Genomic DNA, 23,095 nt, shown 5'->3' with positions numbered 1-23,095 from the left:
CTGAAGTCATTCGCCCCACTAGGGGCTGTTCAAAAATATAAAACTCGGTTGGGCTCAATCGGATGTACGCGATTATTCAAGAAGACGGCAAGCAAATTAAAGTCGAACAAGGCCAAGAGTTACGGATCGATTTCCGCTTCGAGGCGACCGCCGGCGATGCTTTGTCGTTCGATAACGTTTTGTTGGTGTCTGGTGAAGACGGCGTCAAGATCGGCAAGCCTACGGTTGATGGCGCTTCGGTCAAAGCGGAAGTGGTTGGCGTCGTCCAAGGCGAAAAGCTGGTCATTCAAAAGTTCCGTCGTCGTAAGAACAGCAAACGCAAGACAGGCCATCGTCAGCTCTACACCAAAGTGAAGATCAGCGAGATCGTTGCTTAGGTTAGCTGAGTAAAACTGCACAATTTAGAAAGCCGCAAGTAAGTGTACTTGTGGCTTTCTTTATGCGCTCTTTACGTAAGTTCTGACGCTTCGAAATGGCTTAGTGTAGTTAGCGTTAAGGAATTCGCAAAAAAGGCTAGTCAAATCAAAGCAATGCCGATAAGTTGGTCCCCATGCGAGAGAGGAACCTCTCTGGGTTAGCACTCGAAAACGCGATGGAGTTAGTTTTTCGATAGGTCATTGGCGGACCGCTTCGTAATAGCCCTTACGCAATAATGCGATACTTAACAGGATGTTGAATACCAGTCAGGCAACTATTTGGGGATGGATTCGGCTTAGCCAAATATCGATCACTTGACTGATACTTGGACAGTACCCTGCAGTATTCACCATACTGCAGGGTACTGTTTTTTTGAGCGAGGTTGCGGACGTGGGTTTACTAGTTAGCCAAAGTTGGGCTCCACCAAAGCCAGAGTGGCTGCCAGAACAAAAAGAAGCCCACGACGACAGCAAATAGGCTACTGGTTAGGATAGCCGCGCTGCCGATGTCTAACGCAACCCGAATGTGCTCGTTCGGTTGATCGTCGACCGCTTTGGCAAGGCATTCTATTGCCGTGTTCAATAGCTCAGCAACGATGACAGAGCCAACGGCAAGAACGAGGATCGACCATCTAACGTAGTTGAATTGGAGAAGTGCCGCTCCAGAGAAAGCCAGCGCTGCCGCTGGCAGGTGAACCGCAAAACTCCCTTCGGTACGAATGGCCCACGACAGTCCTGAGAAAGCCAGGCCGAATTTGCGGATCCAACCGCGAGGTGTCATTTCGTTTTTCATCGCGATCTGATCCTCTTGGCCAACTTGCTATTCGAGTCCGTAGGCGCCCAGCGGAGGAAGGGGTTCGCCGTTGATCTTGCTATATTCTCCGGTCGCGAAGAACCTAGGCTCGAAGTTAATGCCGAAGCCTACGTTGTTTCGACTGGTGTCGACATTGACGTTGAAGGTAAATAGGCTCGACTCGCCGATACGCGTCAGGAAGACATTCTGTCCCAGGTTCGTGCTTCCTTTTAGGTCGTACGCTGCTCCCAGTCCTCCGAACCACTTCTCGCTCAGTCGATATTGCAGCGATGCGATGATCAACTGCGATTCAAACGGCTGAAGGGTCTCGGTGTAACTCAGGTAAAGATTGCCGATCTGAGTGCGGTTGATGTAGCTACCGATGGTTATCGTTTGCAAGCCGTCGTCAAACACGTCCCAGAAACCGTTAGAGAAGACACTCAGGCGGTTGCCGATCTGCCAGTCAAATTGATAATTCAACAGGCCTACGGTCTCGCCGAAGTTGTCTCGATCGGCATCAGGGAAGACAGTACCCCCAACATCAAACCGAATCCAATCGATGATCTTCTCGTTGCCAGGGCCGCCTCGTTTGGTCTGCCAGGTTTGTCGCAACTGAAGGTTGGCCGCCGAGACATCGTCGGCGATTTCTCCTACTGGCGAAGTCACCCATCCTTGCTGGTTTGTCCGGAATGCGTAATAGCGAGGATCGACGGAATCTGGGACCGGTGTTCCGGCTGGAAGCCCATAGGTGTTGAATTTAAAGCGGCGCTGAAATGCCTCTTGCGAGTCATCGTTGATATCGTTGTAGATCGCCATGCGAGAAAGGTCCTGGCTCGAATCGGCGTAGTAGAGGTCGCCGTAGAGAGTGACCTTATGAGCGATGCCATTGATGTTGAGCAACTGGCTCTGAGCGGCTCGATTGACGCTCCAGGCCATGATACTCCCCCGTACGCCTCCTTGGGCATAGCCTCGCAGTAGATCATCGCCGTTGATATCCTGCCCTTGATAGGTGACATCGCCTAATGCATAGGGAGTCACTTTCGAGCCAAACAGCTCTAACGGCATATCGATTTCGTGCCGCGTGGTGCCCACCAAGCCCTCGACATCGACTTCATAGGCGAGCGGGGCATACGTGGCAGCGTCTTCTGGATCTTCAGGTGCGGTCGAAGGCCTCAGGCGAGCGTAGCCGACTGATGAGTGCGAGAAGTAAGTTAAACGGTCGAACAACAGCGGTTGCCCTAGCATGTAATGATCGAGCTTGGGCATCCACTCGGTCTGCATGAAGAAGTCGTTCACGCGCGACGAGCCATAAATATTGAAGCTCTGGTTATCGACAAGTTTCTTCAGCTCGAACGATGTATCAAAATCCTTTTGGGTGTCCCAGTCCTTCTCGTAGTAGGACTCAAGGAAGTTCCGGTCTGAGATCAAGCCGAGTTCGCCGGTGAATTGCCAGTCGCCAAAGGTCATCTGGCGGTGACGCCCCCACACGCGACCGCGAAGGTCCGTCTCCGGAGTGAGTTCACGACGATCGGCCCCCAGGTTATCGGTGCCGGTGTCATAGATGCCCCAGGCATCCAGGAACCCGGTTGCCGGATTATTGAAGTACGGGAAATAGGTCTGATCGAAGTTGAATCGGGTTCCTACGCCAACACCGCGTTCCGATAGAAAGTCGAGGTCAGTAACCCACTCGGTACCTTCCCAGGGCTCGTCGATCCCGAGAATTTCGTAGTTGTCGAACTCGGTGCGGACCTGAAACCCGAAGACATCATCGTTCTTGAAGCTGATTTTGTTCAGATAAAAGACCGGATCATTGATATCGGCGGAAAGGACAGGCCAGTAAAAGACGGGATACTCACCGAAGTAGAGGGTGTTGTTGCGTGAAGTCGCCAGGCGTTTGTGGTTGATTTTCGGTTGCCCAGTGATCGGGTCGATCTGGGCCTCACCGGTAATCGGATTCATCACCGTCGATTGCTTGTCGGTGTATTCGATCTGGTTCGACTGAAACCAATAGGTTGGTACGCCCATTCGGCTGGTAGTGATCGCAGCACCAAATGCCTGATAGCGATCTCGATTCACGCGCTGCAGAACATCGGCCTTCAGGCGAACCAGTCCCTGGTACTCTGGCACCGGCGTCAGAAGTTCTGCATTTAAAATCGTGCCGTATTCTTCGGCGACGTTGTAGTACATGCGTTCGGCATAGACGACCTGCTCTCCTTGGCGAAAAACAACGTTCCCTTCCAGGTACAGTTCATAATCGCCGTCGCCGGTATCCCCATCGGGCCCAGTGATTCCTTCAACCCCACTCTTCGACCAGATAATCGCACGGTCTGCCAGAAGGCTAATCGTATCGAGTTCACCGAGTCCCTCGACAATCAGGTTCATACCGGCATCAAACTTGGCGATTGTTTCGCCGGTGTTGGGGTCGGTATCGACTTCCAGTTGGTAGCCATTGGAGTATCTCTGCAAGAGGCGAACACGTATTTGGGGCTGAGCGATCGAAATCGCAGGAGGCATCGGCTGTCCCCCTTCGAACTGGATTTGTTGAATGGGTGCCTGGGTCGGCTCTTTCGGTGCAAAGTGTTCGTCCAGTGGTTGCGCATTGCGGCCGCGATGATAAATAGCCGGGGCAACCGCCGGCGGAGCCTTGGTCGGATCGACGGGCAATTGAATACGTGAGGTCGTAAAGAGTTGTCCTAGCCAAGTGGTATCTTCAAGTTGGACTCGTCCGGCTTCGGAATCACGGTAGGTAACGCTGACCTTGTTTTCGAGGTAAACAGTGACTTTGTGAGGGATCAAGCGAAATGGTTGTGCGTATTCGATCCAAAGTACGGCGTCTTTCCCTTTCAGCACCGTATTGTCTTGGACGATCTCGCAATCGCCGCGAAGGATCCAGACCTCTTGCTCTCCATCTTGCCAGTGACGCGCGTCATCGGCTCGTACGTAGATCGGTCGTGTAGCGTCCGATTGAGGAAGGTGGATTTCAGCGACCGAAGTTGCCGATAAGAACCCAATCAGTACCCACGAAGCGCACATCGTCAGCGCACGCGTTAAGAACGCGGAATCGCACCAGCGATTAGGCTGGTGCGTCTTCGGACTTGTCCTGTGAGGGGGAAACAGGGTCCTGGCTTCCTTGCCGATTGACTCTGGCTAATTGGAATTCTCAGGTCGCGTACGAGCGAATCTTTGACGCCCCGAGTGGTTAAAGCGGGGCGGATTATAGGGATGCGCCCAGACCAGAGCAAGCCAGCTTCCGGCTGATTAACGCTTGGCCAGCCGATTCCAGATTAACTCGATTCCAGCGGACGCTAGCACAGCGAGAATCGGAATCAGCGGCGAGCGCATTCGCATGTTGCTCCAAAAGAAAAGATGTACCAGCGTAAAGCTCGCTAGCAACATCATCGCCGCAATCCAGCCAGGCTTCGCTAAGTCTTTGCCGAGGGCATAAAAGCCAGCAATTACCAAGGAAAATTGCACAAGGTACCACGCCCCGATAGCATAGCGAACCAACGTACGCTTACTGCTTTCTTCTTCTGAAAGGGCATTGGGAAGTAGTCGCCAGAACATGGTGAATCGAACCAAAGCACTATAAGCGGCCATGTCTGGGTTCTGTTGCATGGTATCGAAAGCTTCGCCGTAGGCGGCTCTATCGCGCGCTAATTCGCTAGCAGAGGTTCCCAGATAAGGGTTCCTATGGGCAAATCGTTGATGGAATTCTGTATTATCCCATACCGGTGTGCCGCCACTTCTTAGGTACTCGTAGTAAGACTCGTTATTGCCCCAAAGTAAGGTATGACCACCATGTGTGGTCCCTAGCACAGGGGCCTCAAAAACAAGCAAATTACGAACGACCCAGGGCGCCAGCAAGAATAAAAGGATTAAGCCGTAGGCCAGTATGGATGAAAGTCGCAATTTCCAGCCCCGGCAACAAAACCAAATGGCGATCGGAAGCAGAACCGCCCAAACCAAGAATGTTGGCCGGCAGAAAATTGCCAAACCGACGGCACCTGCGATGTTCACACTGCTAATGGTGGCATCCCGGCTACCACGAGCAGCATCGCTCGATAAATTTTTGTACACCAGCGAAGAAACTGCGACCAGCGTTAGAATTGCCAGGCAGGTCGCCAGCGTTTCGGTCATCACCAAAGTCGACTGATTGAGCAGAATTGGGTCGATAGCCACCAACAGTCCGGCTGCGCTACGCCATCGTCCCAAGTCCATCTGAATGGCCCAAAAGAAGGTCAATCCCACCATAACGACACCCAGCACAACATGCAGGAGCATCACTTCACGGGGTAAAACATTTCGCGAAATGCTGGTGACCGCCAAAAGAAGTGGATAAAGCGGAGGGCGAAATGCGGTTGGTTCCGCAGGGTCGTCGAGCGTAAGGGAGTGAATACGCACGATATTGTCGGCCAGCAGTCGATAGCTGTCGGGGTCTTGCGAGAAGTTTTCGTACTGAACGTAGCCAATGCCACCACGAACTAGTAACGCCACGACCAGGACGGCATACCATTGCCAATCAAGCCAGACGCTTTCGCGACGAGGCGAAGTGGGAGAGGCATCGCTCGTAGAATCCATCTTGGTGACCGATCAAAAGAAGCCGACTCGTACGACCAGGGGGACTTCGTAGAATATAACAGACGCGGCACGCGAATGACGATGAGGGCACCCAACTAGGAATCGTAGTGAAGAAACTATTTGAAAGATGGATCGCCCTGCGATGGCTTCTCTTGGCTATCGGAATTGCGCTAACGGTGGGGGCCGTCTATCTCGGACAGGGGCTGTCATTCGATCGTTCGATTGAAAACATGTTCGCTGCGGAAGATCCTCTCATCCAATCACACGAACAATTCAATCGCATTTTCGGCGGCAACGAGGTTATTCTCGGCGTCTATCAGGACGATCAACTCTTTGCCGAGGACGGCAGTGGGCTAGATCGGGTTCGGGAAGTACGAACCAAGATCGAAGATTTGGACGGCATCAAAGAAGTTCTCTCACTCGATCGCGATCTGACACGAGGCTTCGTGCTCGATCCCCAGTCAGAGGCCGGCGCGAAACTGAAAGAACTTTTCTCCGGCTACACGCACAATCACGAAGGCAACATCGTTGCTTTGCCAATTCAACTCACGCCCAAGAGTGCGACGACAGTAAGCCGTGTCGAACTGATTGGCAAGATTCGAGCTATCTTCGACGAACTTCCCGGGGGGATGATCACTGGTGAACCGGTCATGGTTGTCGACGGTTTCAAGTACGTCGAAGAAGACGGAGATCGCCTGGGATGGGCGACCTCCCTTCTACTGGCGGCGGTGATTCTTCTTGTGTTTCGCAACATTCGCTGGATGGTCATTGCCATTGTTGTCGTGCAGGTCACCTTGTGTTGGACGCATGCGGCATTGGCGATCAGTGGTTTGCAACTGAGCATGGTTAGCTCAATGCTTACGGCGATTGTGACGGTCATTGGTGTCGCCACAGTCGTGCACTACATCCTTCGATTTCGTCAGTATCGTGATGAAGGGCAAGAGCCAAGGGAGGCCTTGGCGTCCGCGTCTGGGTACTTGTTGGCTCCCGTATTTTGGGCATGTGCGACCGATGCCGTAGGGTTTTCGGCGCTTCTGATTACTAGTGTTGGACCTGTGCACGACTTCGGCATCATGATGGCCGTGGGGGCCATGCTCGTGTTGCCGGCGGTTTTGGTGTTTCTACCAGGCCTGGTTCTTGCAGGAAGTCCGTGGATGGTTGATCCCGCCAGTCCCTGGGGTGATGCCAAGTTAAGCTCCGCTTTGTCGCGAACCGTGAACTCTATTGTGAAGCGGCCAGTGATCCTCACCGTGTTGATTTTGATGGCGTTTGTCATTTCGTTGTGGGGAGCAGCCCGACTTCGTGTGGAAAGCGATTTTACTAAGAACTTCCGTGAGACCACGCCGATCGTTCAGGCTTATGCGTTTGTCGAGGATGAACTGGGCGGGGCCGGAGTATGGGACGTCGCCATTCCGGCACCCGAACACTTGACGTGGGATTACATTCAGGAAGTGCAGGCCTTAGAAGACCGCCTGAGGGAGGAAGTCCCAGAACTCTCGAAAGTGTTGAGCTTGGCCGATGTGGTATCGGCGATGATGGAAGCCGCCGAGAAAAAGAGTTTCATCCGGCTGCCCAAGTTCGCGTTGATGCGAGTTGGCATGAAATCGCTTCGAGCCCAACTGCCAGAGACGCTCAATTCGCTTTACTCGAGTGACCCACAAAACCCAGACGAATATTGGTTCCGAATCATGCTGCTCTCGAAAGAGCGGCAAGATGCCCAGATCAAACAGGAGACCATCGAGGCCGTTCGACGCGTCGTGGCCGACTACTATGCCCAGAAGCAGGCCGAAGAACAGGCCGCCGAAAAGGATTCCGAAATGGAAGTCCACGACGGAGAGCCAATCGTCAGTGGTTTTTTCGTATTGCTGACGCATCTGATCGACAGCCTGATCCGCGACCAGTGGCAATCGTTTGCGTTGGCGATCGCGGGCATCGGCGTAACGATGACGCTTGCGTTTCGTAGTCTGAAGATGGCCTTGTTGGCCCTGATTCCCAACGTGCTGCCTATTTTGATGGTAACGGGGGCATTCGGCCTGTTGGGATACCGGATCAATATGGGGGCAGCGATGATCGCAGCCGTTTCCATGGGGCTAGGGGTCGATGCGTCGATCCATTACATCTATGGTTTTCAGAGAAGCGTCGCCAGCGGGCTCGCCCCCAGTCAGGCCCTGGTCGAGGTCCAGCAAAGCGTCGGCAAAGCGGTCATTTTCGCCACGTTTGCCCTAATCGCTGGCTTTAGTGTGCTATGCGTAAGTGATTTTGTACCCACGATTTACTTCGGCGTGCTGGTAGGGCTGACCATGTTGGGTGCGCTTGTCGGAAATTTGATCATCTTGCCCCTTTCCATCAAGCTTCTGGTGATCGGGCGGGCCGAGTCCTAGATTTATTTTGCAAGCAGCGGTGTCTGTCGCGGTCGATTCGGCGAGGCTTGCTTGCCAATGTGCCTGACTCTCTGGTAGAATACGCTGTTTCCACCTAAATAGATTTCCCCAACTGGGGATTTTTGACTTAGTTTAATAGCGGATACGCAACGGAGAGATTTGTGGGAACGAAGAAAACTGGTAAGGGTCGAAGGAAGATTGGACGCAAAAAGCGACGTATGCGTGCAAAGATCCGTCACCGCAAGAAGTAATTGCGGCGAGCCGTCTTAGGACGTGTCTCCCCTTGAATCTCCTATGCCGTCGAATCCGCCGTTGTCTATCTTGTTTAGGCAACGGTGTTTCTTTCTGCGCGCCCCGGCATGCATGGGTCGCGGGTCGAATTGCCAAATTCGATCTCATCGACTTTTCGCTTTTCACGTCCATCCGTTGTTAAGAATCTTCTATCGTAAGTCAATCCTTCAGCCCGGTCGTGGCAATTCCTTTCAGAAACGTTTTCTGAGCGAAGAAGAAGAGGATTACGATCGGCAGCGTGAACAGCGTAGCCGCAGCGAGTAGCAGGTGCGTTTGGTCAGCGTAACTGCTGACGAACTGCTCGAGGCCATACGCCAGCGGAAACTTATCCTTGTTGCTCAGGAATAAGAGTGGACCGCTGAAGTCGTTCCAGGCGGCCACAAATTGAAAAAGGCCAACCGTTGCCAAGGCCGGCACCGACATGGGCAAGATGATCCGCCAGTAGATGCCCCACTCGGATAGCCCATCGATCCGGGCAGCCTCGCTGATGTCTTCTGGAATCGTGCGAAAGAACTGCCGCAGCAAGAAAATCGAAAACGCATCGCCCAGGAACGTTGGTACGATCAACGCCCCGAGCGTGTTGTATAGGCCCACTTCGCGCAAGAGCAAAAATCGCGGAATCATCGTGACGTGCCAGGGTAGCAGCATCGTTCCGATCAGTACGGCGAACAGCTTGTCGCGACCCCTCCACCTCAGCTTGGCAAACGCGTAGGCCGCCATCGAGCATGAAAGCAAGGTTCCCACGACCGATCCCAGGCAAAGCACTAGCGTGTTGGAGAGGTACTGCCAAAACGGCATCGACCTGACCGCCGTCACATAGTTCTCCCACTGCCAAGACTGGGGTATCAATTGATTAGGGTTGGCCTGGATTTCCGTCGGCGACTTGAGCGATCCGGATAGCATCACCAGCAGCGGCACACTGTAAATCGTCGCGAGGAAGATCAGCAGCACGTAGATCGTCGATTTCTGGAGCCAAGTCATTGGTCGTTCCTCGCGCGGTCGATGTGCGATTGAATCCTGGACTCAGCTTCTTTCAGCAACTTGGGAAGATCAGGCTCGGTCGAACTGGCCATCGCCGACTCGGCCCAATTCTTAACCTCGTTATTGAAGTACGGGGCTCCAGGTATGACGGGAACCGGATATTGGTTCTCGCTTCCGGCGAGTTTGATAAAAGTGCGAAACAGTGGTTCCTCATTCAGGAACCGCTGAAAAGCAGGCTCATCGACGACATTTTGCGAAACGGGGATCCAACCGCCAGCGACGCAGGTTTCTGCTGCGGCGGCCTCTTTTCCATCAAAACCGCACCAAAACTTAATGAACTCCCACGCCCCGTGCGATGCGTTAGCTCCACGCGGAATAACAAAGTTATTGCCGTTCACCCAGCCGGCGTTTGCTTTGCCGCCAGGCGGCGGTGGCAGGGGAATAGCGTCGAACTGGGTTACCTCTTCGCGCTTCTCGGCCTGTGATTTTTGAAACGCGCGGATGTCCCGTACACGCCACTGCCCATCCATGACCACCGCATAACGCTCGGCGAACAAGGGAAACGTTTTTCCCGGAAGCGATTGATCGCCGTGACGAAACCGAGCGATCTCGGATGGGCCATAACGATCGCGGTAGCTAGCCATCCAGGCCAGAGCAGACTCAATTTCGGGATTGGTAAGGGTGACTTGGCCGTTGCCGGTATCGTAAAACTGACCACCAAAGACAGGACCCCAGGCCCAAATACGTCGCGAATCTGGCAGGTATCCGTGATGCAGGTACGCGCCAGACTGGTTCGGAGGAGCAATCGTTTCGGCGATGTGGTCTAAGTCGGCAATTGTCCTAGGTGGCGAAAGTCCGTAGCGTTCAAGCATCGTTCGGTTGACATATAGGGCTCGGATATCAAGACCATTGGGTACGCCGTACAGACGATCTTCATAGGTGACTAGCCGCCGCGCGGCCGGGAAGAGCCACTCTTGAAGTCGTTCGACTTCCGTTGGCGTCGCGACTTCGTCCAGTGCCAAAATTGCCCCGCGATGCCCCCAATCGGCGATCACAGGATCGTCGATGTTCAATAGGTCTGGTGGATCGCCGCCAGTGACACTGAGGAAGAACTTTAAATCGAGATTGTTGCCTGGCATGGCAATGGGACGTACAAAGTAGTCGTTTTGCGACTGGTTAAACCGCTTCGCGACATCCTCGACAATCGCCCGATCGGCCCCGCCCCAGAAGTGCCAGAAGACAACCTCTTCGCGGTCTTTGGGGACCTGAGCATCACTCGCGGTTAGCAATTGCTGCGAGATTATCAGCCCAATCCCTATCGCAGCGATAACAACAATGGCAAGCATTCCGCGGAGTGAGGGGGAAGTGTTCATTAGCGTACCCCCTCGAAGACCCATCGCCGCGAAGTGGTGAACAAGAACCACGTGGCTAGGCCTAGCAGTGCAAACAGCAGCCAGGCGACGGCCGATGCGTATCCCATGTTCAAATGTTGAAACGCGCTGAGAAACAGGTGCAAGCTGATGACGAGGGTCGATTCAGCCGGTGCGCCGCGTCCTTCGCTGACAATGTAGATTTGCGTGAAGGCCTGAACGGATTGAATCAGCCCCATAACCAGATTGAAGAAAATGATCGGCGTTAACAGTGGCAGAGTGACGTTGACGAATCTTCGGATGGGGCCAGCGCCATCAATACGTGCGGCTTCGTAAAGCGATTTAGGAATGTCCCCAATCGCTGCCAGGTAGATCACCATGAAATTGCCCATACCCCACAGGCTCATCAGGACGAGGGCATCCTTCGACCCGATCGGTGCCGAGTTATTTTCCCACGCCGCTTGCGTCAGGGAATCGGGCGAAACAAGCTCTGCCGGAGATGCGAACCATTGCGGCTGCCAGAGGCCGAGCGAGCCGAGGACGGAATTCACCAGTCCATCGGCTGGGTTCAATAGCCACATCCACAAGATACTAGCAGCGACCACCGGGATCACCGATGGCAGATAAAACAGGGTGCGAAATACCGACTGCCCGCGGATATCGCACGAGAGAAGCGTCGCTAATCCTACCCCCAAAACGATGGATAGAGGTACGGAGAGCAGCGCGTAATAGCCGGTATTCCACAGGGCATGGGCAATGCCCGTTCCGGTGGTGAATTCCGTGGCCAGTTGCTGATAATTATCCATCCCTACAAACCGGGGTGGGTTGATCAAGTCGTACTGGCAAAAGCTCCAATACAAGGAAACAACAAACGGATAGACGAACAAAGCTAAAAGCCCGACGAGCCAGGGCCCCGCGAAGCCGGTTGCGGTAAACCATGACCGCCAGCGGCGACGCGATTCTAGCGATGCTGCGTTGTCGAGACCTGAACTGTCCGCGTGATGTTGCAAAATTTATTTCGTGCTGGTTATCAGAGGGGATGAACTTCTAGATTCTCAGTCATCCTGCTGGTAATCTGTTTCGGATTATACCGATCTTGTCTTGTGTCATTCCCCTTACGATGCCACATTTCGGCCACGTCGACAAACGGGGTGCGGAACCATGCTACGATGACAATAGGCCTTTCAAGGTTTCATGAACTTCCCGCGATGAACAGCCTGGTCAGCTAAAACGGATCGAGAACGAATGGAATTTCCCCGTTTAACGAGAGATATTTCGATCGAGCGCGACGATTCTGGCGTGCCCCATATTACCGCCAAGTCCCTTGATGATGCGCTGTACGGTTTGGGGTACATGCATGCGACCGATCGTCTCACGCAGATTCTTTTTGCTCGAGCCATAGCTTCAGGGCAGGCCGCAGAAACGATTGCAGCACGCGACGAGCTACTGGAAACCGATCGATTTTTCCGGCGTATCGGGCTACATCGAAATCAACCCCGCGAGAGGGATTACTGGCCGGAAGAAACACAGCAGCAAGTTCAGCAATATTGTGCCGGCGTGAATGATGGGATGAAAGCCGTCGGTCACACACTGCCCATGTGGGCAATTGGTTTTGAAGCAGCCCCCTGGGAGCCGGTATCCGTTCTGTACATCGGCAATCTGTTAAGTTTTGGCGGTCTCGCAGTTAGCCAATTAGAAAACGAGCGGATTGTCATCGAACTCATTCAGGCAGGCGGTGACGAAGCGGCCTTGCGCGAGCTATTACCGGGTCGGCTAGAGCACGTCGACTTCGACCTGGTGCAGAAAGTGCATCATGTGCGGCGAATGTCCGACGAAGCGTTGGAAGTATTGATGGACCTGCCGCGTCTGGCTGGCAGCAATGCTTGGGTTGTTGGTCCCTCTAAGACGAAAAGTGGCGCTCCCCTGCTCTGCTCTGATCCGCACCTGGAGACCAATCGGTTGCCAGCGATCTGGTACGAAGCGGTGTTGAAGTGGAATGGCGACTACGCGATCGGGGCCACACTGCCTGGGTGTCCTTTGTTTGCCGTGGGCCGCACAAGGAAGGTCAGTTGGGGTGTCACCTACATGAAGGGAGACACGACGGATTTTTTCATCGAAGAGGTCCGTCAGTCTGATGAGGGAAACTGGCAGTATCGCCGTGAAGATGATTGGGTCGACTACCAGGTTCGCGAAGAGGCGATCGGCTGTAAGGGTAAACCACCGGAGGCCATGCGCGTGTTTGAGAACCCGCAAGGCGTCTTGGAAGTTGATCCAGAACAGTTTGGCGATGGCTACTACTTCTCGTTGGCGTGGACCGGAATGTTACCTCACTCTGGCATGGCGATCGCATCGTGGCTCGACATGTTGAAAGTTGAGAGTACCGCCGAAGCATTAGATGTGACGAAGGAGTGTCCACAACCGACGCTGTGCTGGGTGGTGGGAGACGTCTACGGCAATATTGGTCTACAAGGAAACGGGCGATTCCCGCGGCGTCGGCACGATGTGTCAGGCCTCGGTCCGGTGGCGGCGTGGGACGCGCGAAATCACTGGCAAGGCATGATCGGAACGGATCGTTTGCCGCGAATCTACAATCCTGAGTGCGGATACATCGCCACTGCGAATGAAGACATTAACGAGCCTGGCAAGCCGAAGTTCGTTAGCCAAACATTGCCGGATTATCGGAAGCGGCGAATTGTCGAGCAGTTGGCAGGGCTTAACGAAGTCACGCCGGAAGAAATGCAGCAGCTTCAATACGATCTTTTGAGCATTCAGGCACGCGAGATTGTTCCCATTCTGCTGCTGCACGCCCCGGACGAACTCAAGGAAAAGCTAAAAGACTGGGACTTCCGATATACGACGGACAGTACCGAGGCGGTCGCGTTTCAGCGGTTTTATCGAAACACGCTGCTAGAGATCTTTGGACACGAACGAGGGATGGGACCGCGACGCACGTTGTATCTCGTTTCGCGCGCTGGTTTCTCGAGCATGATCATCGCTGCGTGTGATGAGATACTGAAGAAAGAAACCTCGCTCTGGTGGCAGACCCGTGACAAAGGAGAGATGATCCGAACGGCCGGGGAGAAAGCACTCTTAGAGCCTGAAACAACCTGGGGAGAGTTCAATAACTTTCACTTCACCGATCGCTTCTTTGGTGGTGGTCAGGTGGGCAGACTGCTTGGATTTGATAGCCCTAGATATCCCATGCCAGGTTGCCATGCGACGGTGTTTCAAGGTCACGTACTACAAACGGCGACACGTGAGTCGACCTTTGCCCCGAGCTATCACTTTGTCACCGATATGAGTACCGACGAAGCCTGGACGAACCTGCCCGGCGGGCCTTGTGAGAGTCGTTTCTCGTGGTACTACAAGAGCGATGTACCGCTTTGGTTAGAAGGTGAATACAAGAAGCTTGCCCCCAAGTGGGAAGCTACAGAGACCAGCCAGCCAGAAGAATCACCACAAATACCACCCCCATAAAGCCCAGGATCCACACCGCCGTATCCCAGGCATGCTTTAAGATGGCTGGCCACAACTCGTGACGCGTAGCACCGTAGACGAGGCTTACTACCACAATCAAAGGGAATGCGTAAAGCAACATCCGAGCGCCAGGGAACATGGCAAATAGGATGAGATCGTACATGGGCGAGACTCTCTTGCGGAATGTGTTCTAGACTGACGCGGAGCTTTCGTCCGACCGGGAAGTCTTCGCATCGGACTCGGGCGTATCGTTGTCTCCCGAGTCTTCTTTTTTGGCTCGTCTCTTCTTTTCAGAGTCAGGTATCATCCACACAGGTCCTGCTCCGGCATCGTAAATCACCAGTACGTTCAATAGCCCAGCGATCATGGTGTACAGGGTGCCCATCTCAAACAGATAGCCGTAGGTGCGATGAAGCTCGGCCATTTCGCCATCGATAGGGGGGGCCATGATGCGGACTCCGGCGATCTCGATGGGCTCCATTTTTTGACGCATCAGAAATGATTGGGCCAGGGCCGGAAGCGTGGGAAGGCCAACGCCTAGCTGGCATAGCAAAGGAAGCCGCTTTTCCTCGTTGTCCCATTTTGCGTAAACGACCCGACCACCGCCCATCGACAGGCCCAGGAAATAGATCGAAAGGATGCAAACTAGGAACAAAATCCCCTTACCACGGCGACCCTGATATAGGTGTCCTGCGCCTGGAATTAGCCATGCCAGGAAGATAGCTGTGGCGGGATTCTTCAAGTCCACAGGGACGGGAGCGAAAGGATCTTGGTCCGCCGTTGGGGAAGCAGACCCGGCATCATTCGACATAGGGGGTAAACCGGTAAGAATTTTCTACGTAGGTAATCTCCCAATCTTAGCTGAATACGCCCTGGGTTCCAGGCCAGTTGCGGGGGACATTTTCGGTGTGATGTTTCCGTAAAGTGAACAAAGACAGTGCCTTAGAGATGTCGAGCCCTAACTGATTGCCCCTCCGATTCGCGGAAAATCGAACATGAATAGAGCGTTCGCGCGATCAGACGCATTGCAGAGAGGACTCGCGGTTGAGCGATCCCCCTATCGTGCTTCTGGGCAAATTAGAGAAGTTCTTCGCGAATTGCTTCTACCGTTTCGGGGGTTACCGATTGGGAATCACTGGCTTCAACGGCCAGTCGCGAGAGGTCGAGAATCTGTGAAATCACCCGAGGCAGTCCTTCCGAGTGCTGTGAGACCGCTTGGATCGCAGCGTCGTCCAGCGTGAGACGAGAGTCGGGGAAAGCGTCCTGGTAGGTTTGGGTGAAGCGAGCGACATCTTCACACGACCACGCCTCAAGTTCGATCTTCAGGTCAGCCATCTTCAGCAGTCGCACGTCGAACGAGCGAAGATTCACGCTATCAACCGAAAGAATTAGCGATCCTCCGGTGGTTGCTCCACAATGCAAACGGGCCAAGGTCAGCAAGAGATCAGCCGTTTCCGGGGCCATTTCTTCGACATGGTCGACAACGATTACGACTGGACGTTCTTCCAGGGCATAAGTGGTCAACCGTTCGCGAATCTGGAACCACAATTCCGGTGGCGTCGTGGCCAGCCCAACGTCTGCTTTCAGTTGGATGGCAAGTTCCCATAGAAAGTCTTGTTCGAACGTCCCTGGAGTCTGCAAATAGGGAACGATCGATCCTTCGCGACGAAGCTTGGAGGTCCACTTATCGAGCAGAGTCGATTTACCACTTCCCAGAGGCCCCGTCAAAACCGCGACGCGATCTCGGCGCACAAGGGCGTACTCCAGTCGGGCGACGGCTTCCAGGTAAGCAGGGCTCTCGAAAAATGGGCTCATACGGGCGACAATCACTTGTGGGCTGCTAGCTGTCAGCAGCGGTGCTAGCACCGCCGCGCAGGGCATTCCTGCCATGGGATTGTTTCGGTAGAATCCGCCCGCTGTCTTCATGCATTCCTGCTCCTCTATTCCGCAAACCCGCAATGTCAGAACGTTTTTTTATCGAGCATCCGTCGGCGACGGAAGAAGTAACCTTCGATGAAGCCGAATCTCAGCACCTGGCCAAGGTCATGCGGGCGAACGTGGGTGATATGGTGGTTGGTTTTGACGGCAAAGGAACGGAGTTCCAGATTGAACTTACGTCGGTCGGGAAGAAGAAGGTCGTAGGAACTGTCCGAAGCCAAGAGGAAGTTTCTCGAGAAGCATCTCGCCGGCTGACCCTGGCAGTAGCGCTTCCGAAGGGAGATCGCCAACGCTGGCTGGTCGAGAAATGTGTCGAACTGGGCGTAGCACGGCTAGTTCCGCTGCTTACCAAGCGAGGCGTCGCCCAACCGGTAGAGAAGGCTATCGATCGGCTTCGCCGCGCGGTGATCGAAGCCAGTAAACAGTGCGAACGAAATCACCTGATGCAGGTCGGTCAGGGGCAATCGCTGGAAGAGGTTCTGGCCTCGCGACCTGCCGCTTCGTTCTTACTGCATCCCAGCGGGGAAGCGATCCACCATGATGCGATTGTCCCGGCCAGTGAGGTCTTGGCAATAATTGGTCCAGAAGGAGGCTTCACCGACGAAGAAGTGGCAGAAGCCGCCCAGCATGGTTGTCAGGTTGTAAGTCTTGGCCCGCGAATTCTTCGTGTTGAGACGGCAGCGCTTGCGATGGCTACTCTGGCAACGGCTGTGCCTGGTCCTTAGGGGCGTCGGCTTCGTCGCCCAGCTTTTCGATTCGACCAAATAAGGCCCCGCCGACGTCACCGTGGGTCCAAGTGCCGGCGTACATGCCTTCGTCAATCACCACGTGCGAACTGAATGTGCCCATGCCGGGAATGGTCGTCTTGTCGAGCGTAATCACTGGCGTCATGCCGGCCCATTTCACTTCCAGAGGCAACGGGAGTTGGATATCCTTATCGCCATATTTGATCCGGGCATTGATTAGCCAGAGATCGCCTTGTTCCAGCTTGCGCACGTTTTTGATCTCGTAGCGTTCTGGTTTGGGGGCCTGATCCTCTTTGCCAGAGATCGTGAACGACCCAATGAGTGCGACATTGTTGAGTCGTTTTTCGAACAGGGCGTTACGTTTTGCTTGGATGTCGCTATCCTGCGTCGCCTTTTCTTCCTGGGCGGAAATCGGGGAACTTAGGATCAGGGCAAGCAGCAACGACAGGCAAGCAAGACGCGACATGGGACTACTCCGAATCGGGACGAACGAGAATTCGATGCTGTTTATCGTAGCGTGATACGAAACGTCCTACAATTAAGATCATGGGATCTGAACATTTCGTAGATACTCAAGCCCATCCGAAACTTCCTGCACAGGATTCTCGGGGTGCTCGCGTTCGACACAAAGAAACCCACGATAGCGAGCTTCTTCGAGCGAAGCGATCAGCAGCGGAAAATCGACCGTGCCTCGGCCGAGCGGGACTTCGATGCCTCGTCCGCGCGCTAGATCTTTTACGCCATCTTTGCCGCGAACATTGACCACGTATTTGGCAAGCGCCTGATATGATTCTTCAGCCGAGAAGCCGTTGATGATAAGTGCCCCGGGATCGAAGTCGACACCAATTGCACCTTCGGGAAGTTGATCGAGGAATTGTCGCATGACAGGGCCATCGACCTGGCCGGTCTTAGCGGCAAAGGTCACGCCGCAAGTATCGGCGTGGCGCGCCAGGTCATGCAGGACTTCCAGCAGGCGGGTGTTGGTCTCGGCTGAGAGTTCTTGATCGATACCCCCAATATGATTAACCAACACCTTGGCACCGAGAGCGTACGCGGACGTCATGGCAGCTTTCGTGGCGGCAACGCGACGATCGAGATCGTCTAGTACGTTGTAACCACGCCGGGTCGGAAAGCTGACCGAGGCAATTTTCAGATTGTAGTCGGCCATCACCTTTTTGAGATGCCGGATCCCGGTTTTGGTGAGTTCTTCCGGGCGAACTTCATTCCGGAGGTCGATTTCGACGGCATCGGCTTTCAATTCACCGGCCGTTTGCAGGGCCTTGCGGAACGGTTGGCGAAGACTGCGAAGTTGGACACTCAGTGGAATCATGGAAGGCTATTGGTTAGGACGAAGGGAGAACGGAACGATTCAACCTGACAATTATAACGGTTGTGTCGCTTTTGACGTGGTGGTGCACTGCGGTTTTCACAAGGTGTGCCTGCGGTCGCGTTTTGGTGAGCAAGAGTTTAGCGGACTGCGCACCGGTTCTGCGTAGGGTAAGACTCACCGAAACAATTTGCCTGCACTGCGCTAATGATGTCGTTCGCTTTATTACCTCTGATGGTCTTGGCCGCAGGCTGGAACGATGCGCCGATCGAGGAACGCCATCCCGAAGCGATCAAGTTGTTTCAATGTGATTTTGAAGAAGACACCGATCTCAACTACGATCTGTGGCCCGATCAATGGACTCGGCGGTCAGGGCCTGGCTATCCACGGTACGTGGATGTGGAAATTACCGATCAGGAAGCGGCCAGTGGCGATCGTTCGCTGAATATTCGCCTCGACGGTGGATCTGCCACGGCTTATAGCCCGCCAATCGCAGTGCGGGATATCTTCAGTTACGTGCTCGAAGGGCGGATTAAAACAGAGGGGCTCGAGTTTGATAAGGCCTACATCTCGCTCACCTTTTTTAATGACAAACAGCAACCGGTCGAGACGTACTATTCCGAAAAATTCAAAGAGACCGGCGGATGGATCAAAGTTCGTATCGGTCCCATTGCCCCCAAAAATACCAACCTCGACATGGCCGTGATCGGGCTGCATATCGGTCCCGAAGAAGATGTCGACGAAGACTTGACCGGCAATGTTTGGTTCGACGACCTGTGGTTTGCCCGTCTGCCGAAGATGACTCTCGAGACGGCCGATGGTGGAAGCGTCTACTACGATGACCAACCCATCAAGGTGAACTGTAACGTTTCTGGAATTTTGGAACGCGATCCGACGGTGATCTTTGAATTGGTCGACGTCGGGCGTCAGGCCCTTGCACGGCATGAGAGTAAGCTGGAGGGAAAAGTCGTCGCGCGCAAAACCGAGAAGATTTCAGAGTTGTTCGGTAAGAAGGCGTTCCAGGACAAGAATTGGGATGTCGGCTATGCCGGTGACATTCAATGGGTACCCCCCATCGAACAGAACGGCTACTACGAAATACGTGCCACGATGATGGGAAGCTCAGGCTTGATGCATCGTCGTGTGATGACCGTCGCGGTTGTTTCTCGCGATACGGTTCCTGAGCAAGGTGAATTTGGGTGGTCACTGCCCAGCGGAGAAGAGCCGCTCGACTTCCAGCGAATGTTTGACCTTCTAGTCACCGCAGGTGTGAACTGGGTTAAATTTCCCGTGTGGTACAACGACGATGACTTGGAACGCGCCAATAACATTGCCCGCTTTGCCGAACGTTTGAATAAACACAACATCAATGTCGTGGCAGTGATTGATAAACCGCCCGCTGATATTCGAAACTTGTTTGGCGAACAAGAAACGATGTTAGTGGCGAACGTCTTCGCCGAACCGCTGCTGTGGCGACCCTATGTCGAGCCTATTCTCACACGACTTTCGCTGACGGTTCATTACTGGCAACTGGGGGCCGACGGTGATGTTAGCTTTGTTGGCTACACCAACTTGATGGAAAAGCTTCGGCAAATCCGTCAGGAATTACGTACCAGCGGACAAGACATTGAACTGGGGATCCCGTGGCGATGGATGGCAGAAACACCGGTGGGAAGAGATCTTCCGTACGACTTTCTGGCGTACTCGATCTTGCCACCCAGCGGAAGCTTGGACGGCTTGCTGCCAATGACCAAGGACGAATTGGGCGTCTATCTCGATAAGTCTCAAGGCAAGACAACTCGTTTTGCAACGATCTACCCTTTGCCCCGTTCCAAGTACACGACAGAAGAACGCGCACGCGATTTGGTTGAAAAGATGGTGTCCGCCAAAATACATCAAGCAGACGCGGCGTTCATTTCTAAGCCATTCGATAGCGAATATGGCTTGATGAATGAGGACGGCTCGCCATCGGAGTTGCTCTTGCCATGGCGCACGACGGCAAGGCTGATTTCCGGGACAGAATACCTGGGATCTATCCAGTTGCCCAACAATAGCCATAACCACGTGTTTGCCCGCGGCAATCGAACCGTGATGCTGTTATGGAACTCACGAGAGATTTACGAAACACTGTATCTCGGTGAAGACGTCAAAATCATCGACCTATGGGGACGCGAGGTTTCGCCTTTGCAGGAAGGCAACAAGCAGGTTATCCCTGTCGGACCGATTCCGCAATTTTTGATCGGACTGAACGACAGCGTCGCCAAGATGCGACTGGCCTTTCAATTTTCGCCATCCGAGTTAGAGAGCGACTTCGGACGCACGCAGCGTATTGATGCAACGGTATTGAATACCTTCCCCACGGCGATTAGTGGGGTAGCACGTCTGATCGCTCCGGATGTCTGGAATGTGAATCCTAATATTTTGCGATTCAAACTGACGCGTGGGGGCGAACTGAAGTCACCCTATAAGGTCTTGCTACGAGCGGATGCAGACAGTGGTTTGCAGCCAGTGCGTATTGACTTCCAGGTCAGTGGAGATCAAGAGTACGAGTTCAGCGTTTATCGTGAAATATTGGTCGGCAGTGGAATGATGCAGGTCGAATCGACGGCCACCTTCGACAATGAAACGGGCGAACTGGTCATCGAAGCGACCATCCACAATTTACAAGAGCAACTCATTTCGTTTGACTGCTTATTGTATGCCTCTGATCGCCGGCAAATGCGGCAACGTGTCATGAACTTCGGATTGGGGCGTACGTCGATCGTTTATCGGATTTCTGATGCAGACGATCTGAAAGGAAGCACAATCTTGCTCCGACTACGAGAAATCGGCGGTACCCGGGTTTTCAATCACCGCGTAGAAGTCAAGGATTAAGGTGCGATCGGTTCGTTCCCTCAATCAACCAGACGAGAGTGTCCCGTGGCAGAACCCCTGATTCTGAACAGCGTTTGCGAGTTTCTAGAACGATTCGCCCCCCGGCAATTGGCCGAATCATGGGACAATGTGGGGTTGCTCGTGGGGGACTCTACGCAGTCGATCGACGGTATTGTGACCTGCCTGACAGTTACGTCGGAGGTTGTCGACGAAGCCATCGAAGCGGACGCTGATTTAATCGTTACGCACCATCCCTTCCCTTTCCGATCCCTCAAGCAGATTACCACCGACGACACCGTCGGAAAGATGCTCTTGAAGCTGATTCAGAACAAGATTGCTGTCTATAGCCCGCATACAGCGTTCGATTCATGTGCGGAAGGAATTAACCATCAACTGGCAACGGGTATCGGATTGACCGATGTACGACCATTGGTGCCGGTCGAACTGCTGGGCGTCACTGAGGCAACTCCTCCGGTTGGTACAGGACGTTGGGGAGGATTTGCCGAAGGGAGTATGTCGTTGGCCCGAATAGCCGAGATGGCCAAACAAGTTACCCGGGCCCCGATGGTCAAAGTTGTGGGTCGGGGAACGGCAGAGATTCAAACGGTGGCCGTTGGTTGTGGATCGTCTGGTGAACTTCTTACCGCCGCGATTGAGAAGAAGGTCGGCTGTCTGATTCTGGGAGAAACCAGTTTCCACACATGTCTCGAAGCCAAAGCTCAAAATGTCGCGTTAATACTCGTGGGTCATTATGCCAGCGAGAGATTTGCGGTAGAGAAACTGGCGACCATTCTGTCCGAGGCATTTCCTACGGCCAATGTGTGGAGCAGTCGACAAGAAACGGACCCCATTCACTTTGCATGAAGATTTTTGGCCCGGGCTTTGCAACGCAGGCTGGTACTCGGCATCCAAGCTAATGTTGCCACAACCATTGTGTCCTCAACTGTATTTTATGGTTTAGGACGCGTCGATAATAGATGGCGGGTTTGTCGATCTAACGCCTTTAGATAACAATGGTTAGGTCACGGTATTGGCCGGTGCTGATGGTCATGAGGTAAGGGGACAGGCCGTCGGGGCAGTCGACTTGGGCTGACTACCTCGCACAATGGTTGTCAAAACCCCTCGTTAAATTAATTTTTGCGCACGATTGGCGAACTTTATGAAACAACGCGATAAGTCACTCATCGCCCTGCCGGTCTACAATGAAGCGAGCACCATCCATGCGGTTTTGGATCAGGTTGTCGGCTATGGGCATCCCGTGCTTGTGGTCAACGATGGTTCGACGGATGACACGTTGGAACTTCTTCGGCAACGCGATGACATCATTGTCGTAACGCATGAGAAGAACTCCGGCTACGGAGCCGCCCTGCTCACCGCGTTTCGATATGCGGACGATCACCAGTTCGATATCGTCGTTACGATGGACTGTGACGGTCAGCACGAGCCGCAGTTGATTCCGAAGTTCATCAAGGCATGTCGCTCGGTCGATATCGTGTCTGGTAGCCGATATCTCAAGCAATTCGAGGGACAGAGCGAGCCGCCGGCCCAGCGGCTATTCATCAATCGCCGAGTCACTTCCGAGCTAAATCGTTTGCTCGGTTTTCAGCTCACAGATTCGTTCTGTGGGTTCAAGGCCTATCGAGTAGAGGCCGTTAAAAAGTTGGATGTGACCGAGACCGGCTACGCGATGCCGCTCGAGCTTTGGGTGGAAGCTGCTAAGGCCGGATTGAATATCGTCGAACTGCCGGTGCCCCTGATCTATTTGGACGAGAATCGATCTTTTGGCGGTGCGTTGGATGACGGTAGCACACGGCTGAACTATTATCATTTCGTCTTAGATCGCAGCCTTGCCCGTAGCGGCATGACCAGCACCGGTGCCCAGACCATGGCTTCGTGCTGAGCCTATTCGCCTAAGAAACTCTT

Annotated in this window: 18 protein-coding genes; 7 read left to right on the top strand and 11 right to left on the bottom strand. The window is 53.8% G+C overall.

The features are described from left to right. The first annotated feature begins 62 nt into the window (after positions 1–62). Positions 63–377, top strand: a complete 315-nt coding sequence (gene rplU / locus HOV93_RS08325; protein ID WP_207396023.1) for a 50S ribosomal protein L21 — start codon at positions 63–65, stop codon at positions 375–377. A 439-nt stretch (positions 378–816) separates the two neighbouring features. On the opposite strand, the gene HOV93_RS08320 is transcribed toward rplU, so the two are convergent. The 3 genes from HOV93_RS08320 to HOV93_RS08310 form a co-directional block, all read right to left on the bottom strand. Further along, a complete protein-coding gene (locus tag HOV93_RS08320; RefSeq protein WP_207396022.1) occupies positions 817–1,209 on the bottom strand; it encodes a diacylglycerol kinase in 393 nt (130 codons plus the stop codon). A 27-nt stretch (positions 1,210–1,236) separates the two neighbouring features. Next, positions 1,237–4,242 (bottom strand): hypothetical protein, encoded by a 3,006-nt coding sequence (locus HOV93_RS08315; RefSeq protein ID WP_207396021.1) that lies wholly within the window; start codon positions 4,240–4,242, stop codon positions 1,237–1,239. Between the two features lie 225 nt (positions 4,243–4,467). Then, positions 4,468–5,787: a hypothetical protein gene (locus HOV93_RS08310; RefSeq protein ID WP_207396020.1), complete on the bottom strand. Its 1,320-nt coding sequence runs from the start codon at positions 5,785–5,787 to the stop codon at positions 4,468–4,470. A 107-nt stretch (positions 5,788–5,894) separates the two neighbouring features. Here HOV93_RS08310 and HOV93_RS08305 point away from each other — a divergent pair, with 107 nt between their 5' ends. Then, complete coding sequence (locus HOV93_RS08305) at positions 5,895–8,168, top strand: efflux RND transporter permease subunit (protein WP_207396019.1); 2,274 nt, start codon at positions 5,895–5,897, stop codon at positions 8,166–8,168. Between the two features lie 450 nt (positions 8,169–8,618). On the opposite strand, the gene HOV93_RS08300 is transcribed toward HOV93_RS08305, so the two are convergent. Genes HOV93_RS08300 through HOV93_RS08290 form a run of 3 tightly spaced genes read right to left on the bottom strand, consistent with a single transcriptional unit; the run spans position 8,619 to position 11,820 of the window. Further along, a complete protein-coding gene (locus tag HOV93_RS08300) occupies positions 8,619–9,440 on the bottom strand; it encodes a carbohydrate ABC transporter permease (RefSeq protein ID WP_207396018.1) in 822 nt (273 codons plus the stop codon). Next, positions 9,437–10,813: an extracellular solute-binding protein gene (locus HOV93_RS08295; protein WP_207396017.1), complete on the bottom strand. Its 1,377-nt coding sequence runs from the start codon at positions 10,811–10,813 to the stop codon at positions 9,437–9,439. The genes HOV93_RS08300 and HOV93_RS08295 overlap by 4 nt, the downstream gene beginning before the upstream one ends. Next, the gene (locus HOV93_RS08290; RefSeq protein ID WP_207396016.1) at positions 10,813–11,820 is read right to left on the bottom strand and encodes a carbohydrate ABC transporter permease; all 1,008 of its coding nucleotides are present in this window, start codon (positions 11,818–11,820) and stop codon (positions 10,813–10,815) included. The genes HOV93_RS08295 and HOV93_RS08290 overlap by 1 nt, the downstream gene beginning before the upstream one ends. Positions 11,821–12,055: 235 nt before the next feature. Between HOV93_RS08290 and HOV93_RS08285 the strand changes: the two genes are divergently transcribed. Continuing rightward, entirely contained in the window at positions 12,056–14,287 is a 2,232-nt protein-coding gene (locus HOV93_RS08285; protein WP_207396015.1) for a penicillin acylase family protein, read from the top strand. On the opposite strand, the gene HOV93_RS08280 is transcribed toward HOV93_RS08285, so the two are convergent. The 3 genes from HOV93_RS08280 to HOV93_RS08270 form a co-directional block, all read right to left on the bottom strand. After that, on the bottom strand, positions 14,238–14,450 hold the full coding sequence (locus HOV93_RS08280; protein WP_235990003.1) for a hypothetical protein: 213 nt from the start codon (positions 14,448–14,450) through the stop codon (positions 14,238–14,240). The genes HOV93_RS08285 and HOV93_RS08280 overlap by 50 nt on opposite strands. A gap of 27 nt (positions 14,451–14,477) precedes the next feature. Then, entirely contained in the window at positions 14,478–15,098 is a 621-nt protein-coding gene (locus tag HOV93_RS08275; protein WP_207396014.1) for a DUF6677 family protein, read from the bottom strand. Between the two features lie 266 nt (positions 15,099–15,364). Beyond that, positions 15,365–16,213, bottom strand: a complete 849-nt coding sequence (locus tag HOV93_RS08270; protein ID WP_207396013.1) for an AAA family ATPase — start codon at positions 16,211–16,213, stop codon at positions 15,365–15,367. Between the two features lie 32 nt (positions 16,214–16,245). Between HOV93_RS08270 and HOV93_RS08265 the strand changes: the two genes are divergently transcribed. Next, a complete protein-coding gene (locus HOV93_RS08265) occupies positions 16,246–16,950 on the top strand; it encodes a 16S rRNA (uracil(1498)-N(3))-methyltransferase (RefSeq protein WP_207396012.1) in 705 nt (234 codons plus the stop codon). Here HOV93_RS08265 and HOV93_RS08260 read toward each other — a convergent pair. Together HOV93_RS08260 and HOV93_RS08255 are read right to left on the bottom strand one after the other, a co-directional pair. After that, positions 16,919–17,437, bottom strand: a complete 519-nt coding sequence (locus HOV93_RS08260; RefSeq protein WP_207396011.1) for a hypothetical protein — start codon at positions 17,435–17,437, stop codon at positions 16,919–16,921. The genes HOV93_RS08265 and HOV93_RS08260 overlap by 32 nt on opposite strands. Positions 17,438–17,515: 78 nt before the next feature. Next, complete coding sequence (locus HOV93_RS08255) at positions 17,516–18,301, bottom strand: sugar phosphate isomerase/epimerase family protein (protein WP_207396010.1); 786 nt, start codon at positions 18,299–18,301, stop codon at positions 17,516–17,518. A gap of 204 nt (positions 18,302–18,505) precedes the next feature. Between HOV93_RS08255 and HOV93_RS08250 the strand changes: the two genes are divergently transcribed. The 3 genes from HOV93_RS08250 to HOV93_RS08240 all read left to right on the top strand — a co-directional run bounded on the left by HOV93_RS08250 (position 18,506) and on the right by HOV93_RS08240 (position 23,072). Further along, the gene (locus tag HOV93_RS08250) at positions 18,506–21,172 is read left to right on the top strand and encodes a hypothetical protein (protein ID WP_207396009.1); all 2,667 of its coding nucleotides are present in this window, start codon (positions 18,506–18,508) and stop codon (positions 21,170–21,172) included. A gap of 45 nt (positions 21,173–21,217) precedes the next feature. Continuing rightward, the gene (locus HOV93_RS08245) at positions 21,218–22,036 is read left to right on the top strand and encodes a Nif3-like dinuclear metal center hexameric protein (RefSeq protein WP_207396008.1); all 819 of its coding nucleotides are present in this window, start codon (positions 21,218–21,220) and stop codon (positions 22,034–22,036) included. A 295-nt stretch (positions 22,037–22,331) separates the two neighbouring features. After that, on the top strand, positions 22,332–23,072 hold the full coding sequence (locus tag HOV93_RS08240) for a glycosyltransferase family 2 protein (protein ID WP_207396007.1): 741 nt from the start codon (positions 22,332–22,334) through the stop codon (positions 23,070–23,072). Positions 23,073–23,095 lie beyond the last annotated feature (23 nt).

The sequence above is a fragment of the Bremerella alba genome, assembly GCF_013618625.1.
Classification (GTDB): Bacteria; Planctomycetota; Planctomycetia; order Pirellulales; family Pirellulaceae; genus Bremerella; species Bremerella alba.
Note: the sequence above shows the minus strand (reverse complement) of the source record. Positions and strands in the feature narration are given on the sequence as shown.

What these genes read in the sequence shown, in the direction of transcription:
- rplU (WP_207396023.1), top strand. Translation starts at nt 63, where the DNA reads ATGTACGCGATTATTCAAGAAGACGGCAAGCAAATTAAAGTCGAACAA.
- HOV93_RS08320 (WP_207396022.1), bottom strand. Translation starts at nt 1,209, where the DNA reads ATGAAAAACGAAATGACACCTCGCGGTTGGATCCGCAAATTCGGCCTG.
- HOV93_RS08315 (WP_207396021.1), bottom strand. Translation starts at nt 4,242, where the DNA reads ATGTGCGCTTCGTGGGTACTGATTGGGTTCTTATCGGCAACTTCGGTC.
- HOV93_RS08310 (WP_207396020.1), bottom strand. Translation starts at nt 5,787, where the DNA reads ATGGATTCTACGAGCGATGCCTCTCCCACTTCGCCTCGTCGCGAAAGC.
- HOV93_RS08300 (WP_207396018.1), bottom strand. Translation starts at nt 9,440, where the DNA reads ATGACTTGGCTCCAGAAATCGACGATCTACGTGCTGCTGATCTTCCTC.
- HOV93_RS08295 (WP_207396017.1), bottom strand. Translation starts at nt 10,813, where the DNA reads ATGAACACTTCCCCCTCACTCCGCGGAATGCTTGCCATTGTTGTTATC.
- HOV93_RS08285 (WP_207396015.1), top strand. Translation starts at nt 12,056, where the DNA reads ATGGAATTTCCCCGTTTAACGAGAGATATTTCGATCGAGCGCGACGAT.
- HOV93_RS08280 (WP_235990003.1), bottom strand. Translation starts at nt 14,450, where the DNA reads ATGTACGATCTCATCCTATTTGCCATGTTCCCTGGCGCTCGGATGTTG.
- HOV93_RS08275 (WP_207396014.1), bottom strand. Translation starts at nt 15,098, where the DNA reads ATGTCGAATGATGCCGGGTCTGCTTCCCCAACGGCGGACCAAGATCCT.
- HOV93_RS08270 (WP_207396013.1), bottom strand. Translation starts at nt 16,213, where the DNA reads ATGAAGACAGCGGGCGGATTCTACCGAAACAATCCCATGGCAGGAATG.
- HOV93_RS08265 (WP_207396012.1), top strand. Translation starts at nt 16,246, where the DNA reads ATGTCAGAACGTTTTTTTATCGAGCATCCGTCGGCGACGGAAGAAGTA.
- HOV93_RS08260 (WP_207396011.1), bottom strand. Translation starts at nt 17,437, where the DNA reads ATGTCGCGTCTTGCTTGCCTGTCGTTGCTGCTTGCCCTGATCCTAAGT.
- HOV93_RS08255 (WP_207396010.1), bottom strand. Translation starts at nt 18,301, where the DNA reads ATGATTCCACTGAGTGTCCAACTTCGCAGTCTTCGCCAACCGTTCCGC.
- HOV93_RS08250 (WP_207396009.1), top strand. Translation starts at nt 18,506, where the DNA reads ATGATGTCGTTCGCTTTATTACCTCTGATGGTCTTGGCCGCAGGCTGG.
- HOV93_RS08240 (WP_207396007.1), top strand. Translation starts at nt 22,332, where the DNA reads ATGAAACAACGCGATAAGTCACTCATCGCCCTGCCGGTCTACAATGAA.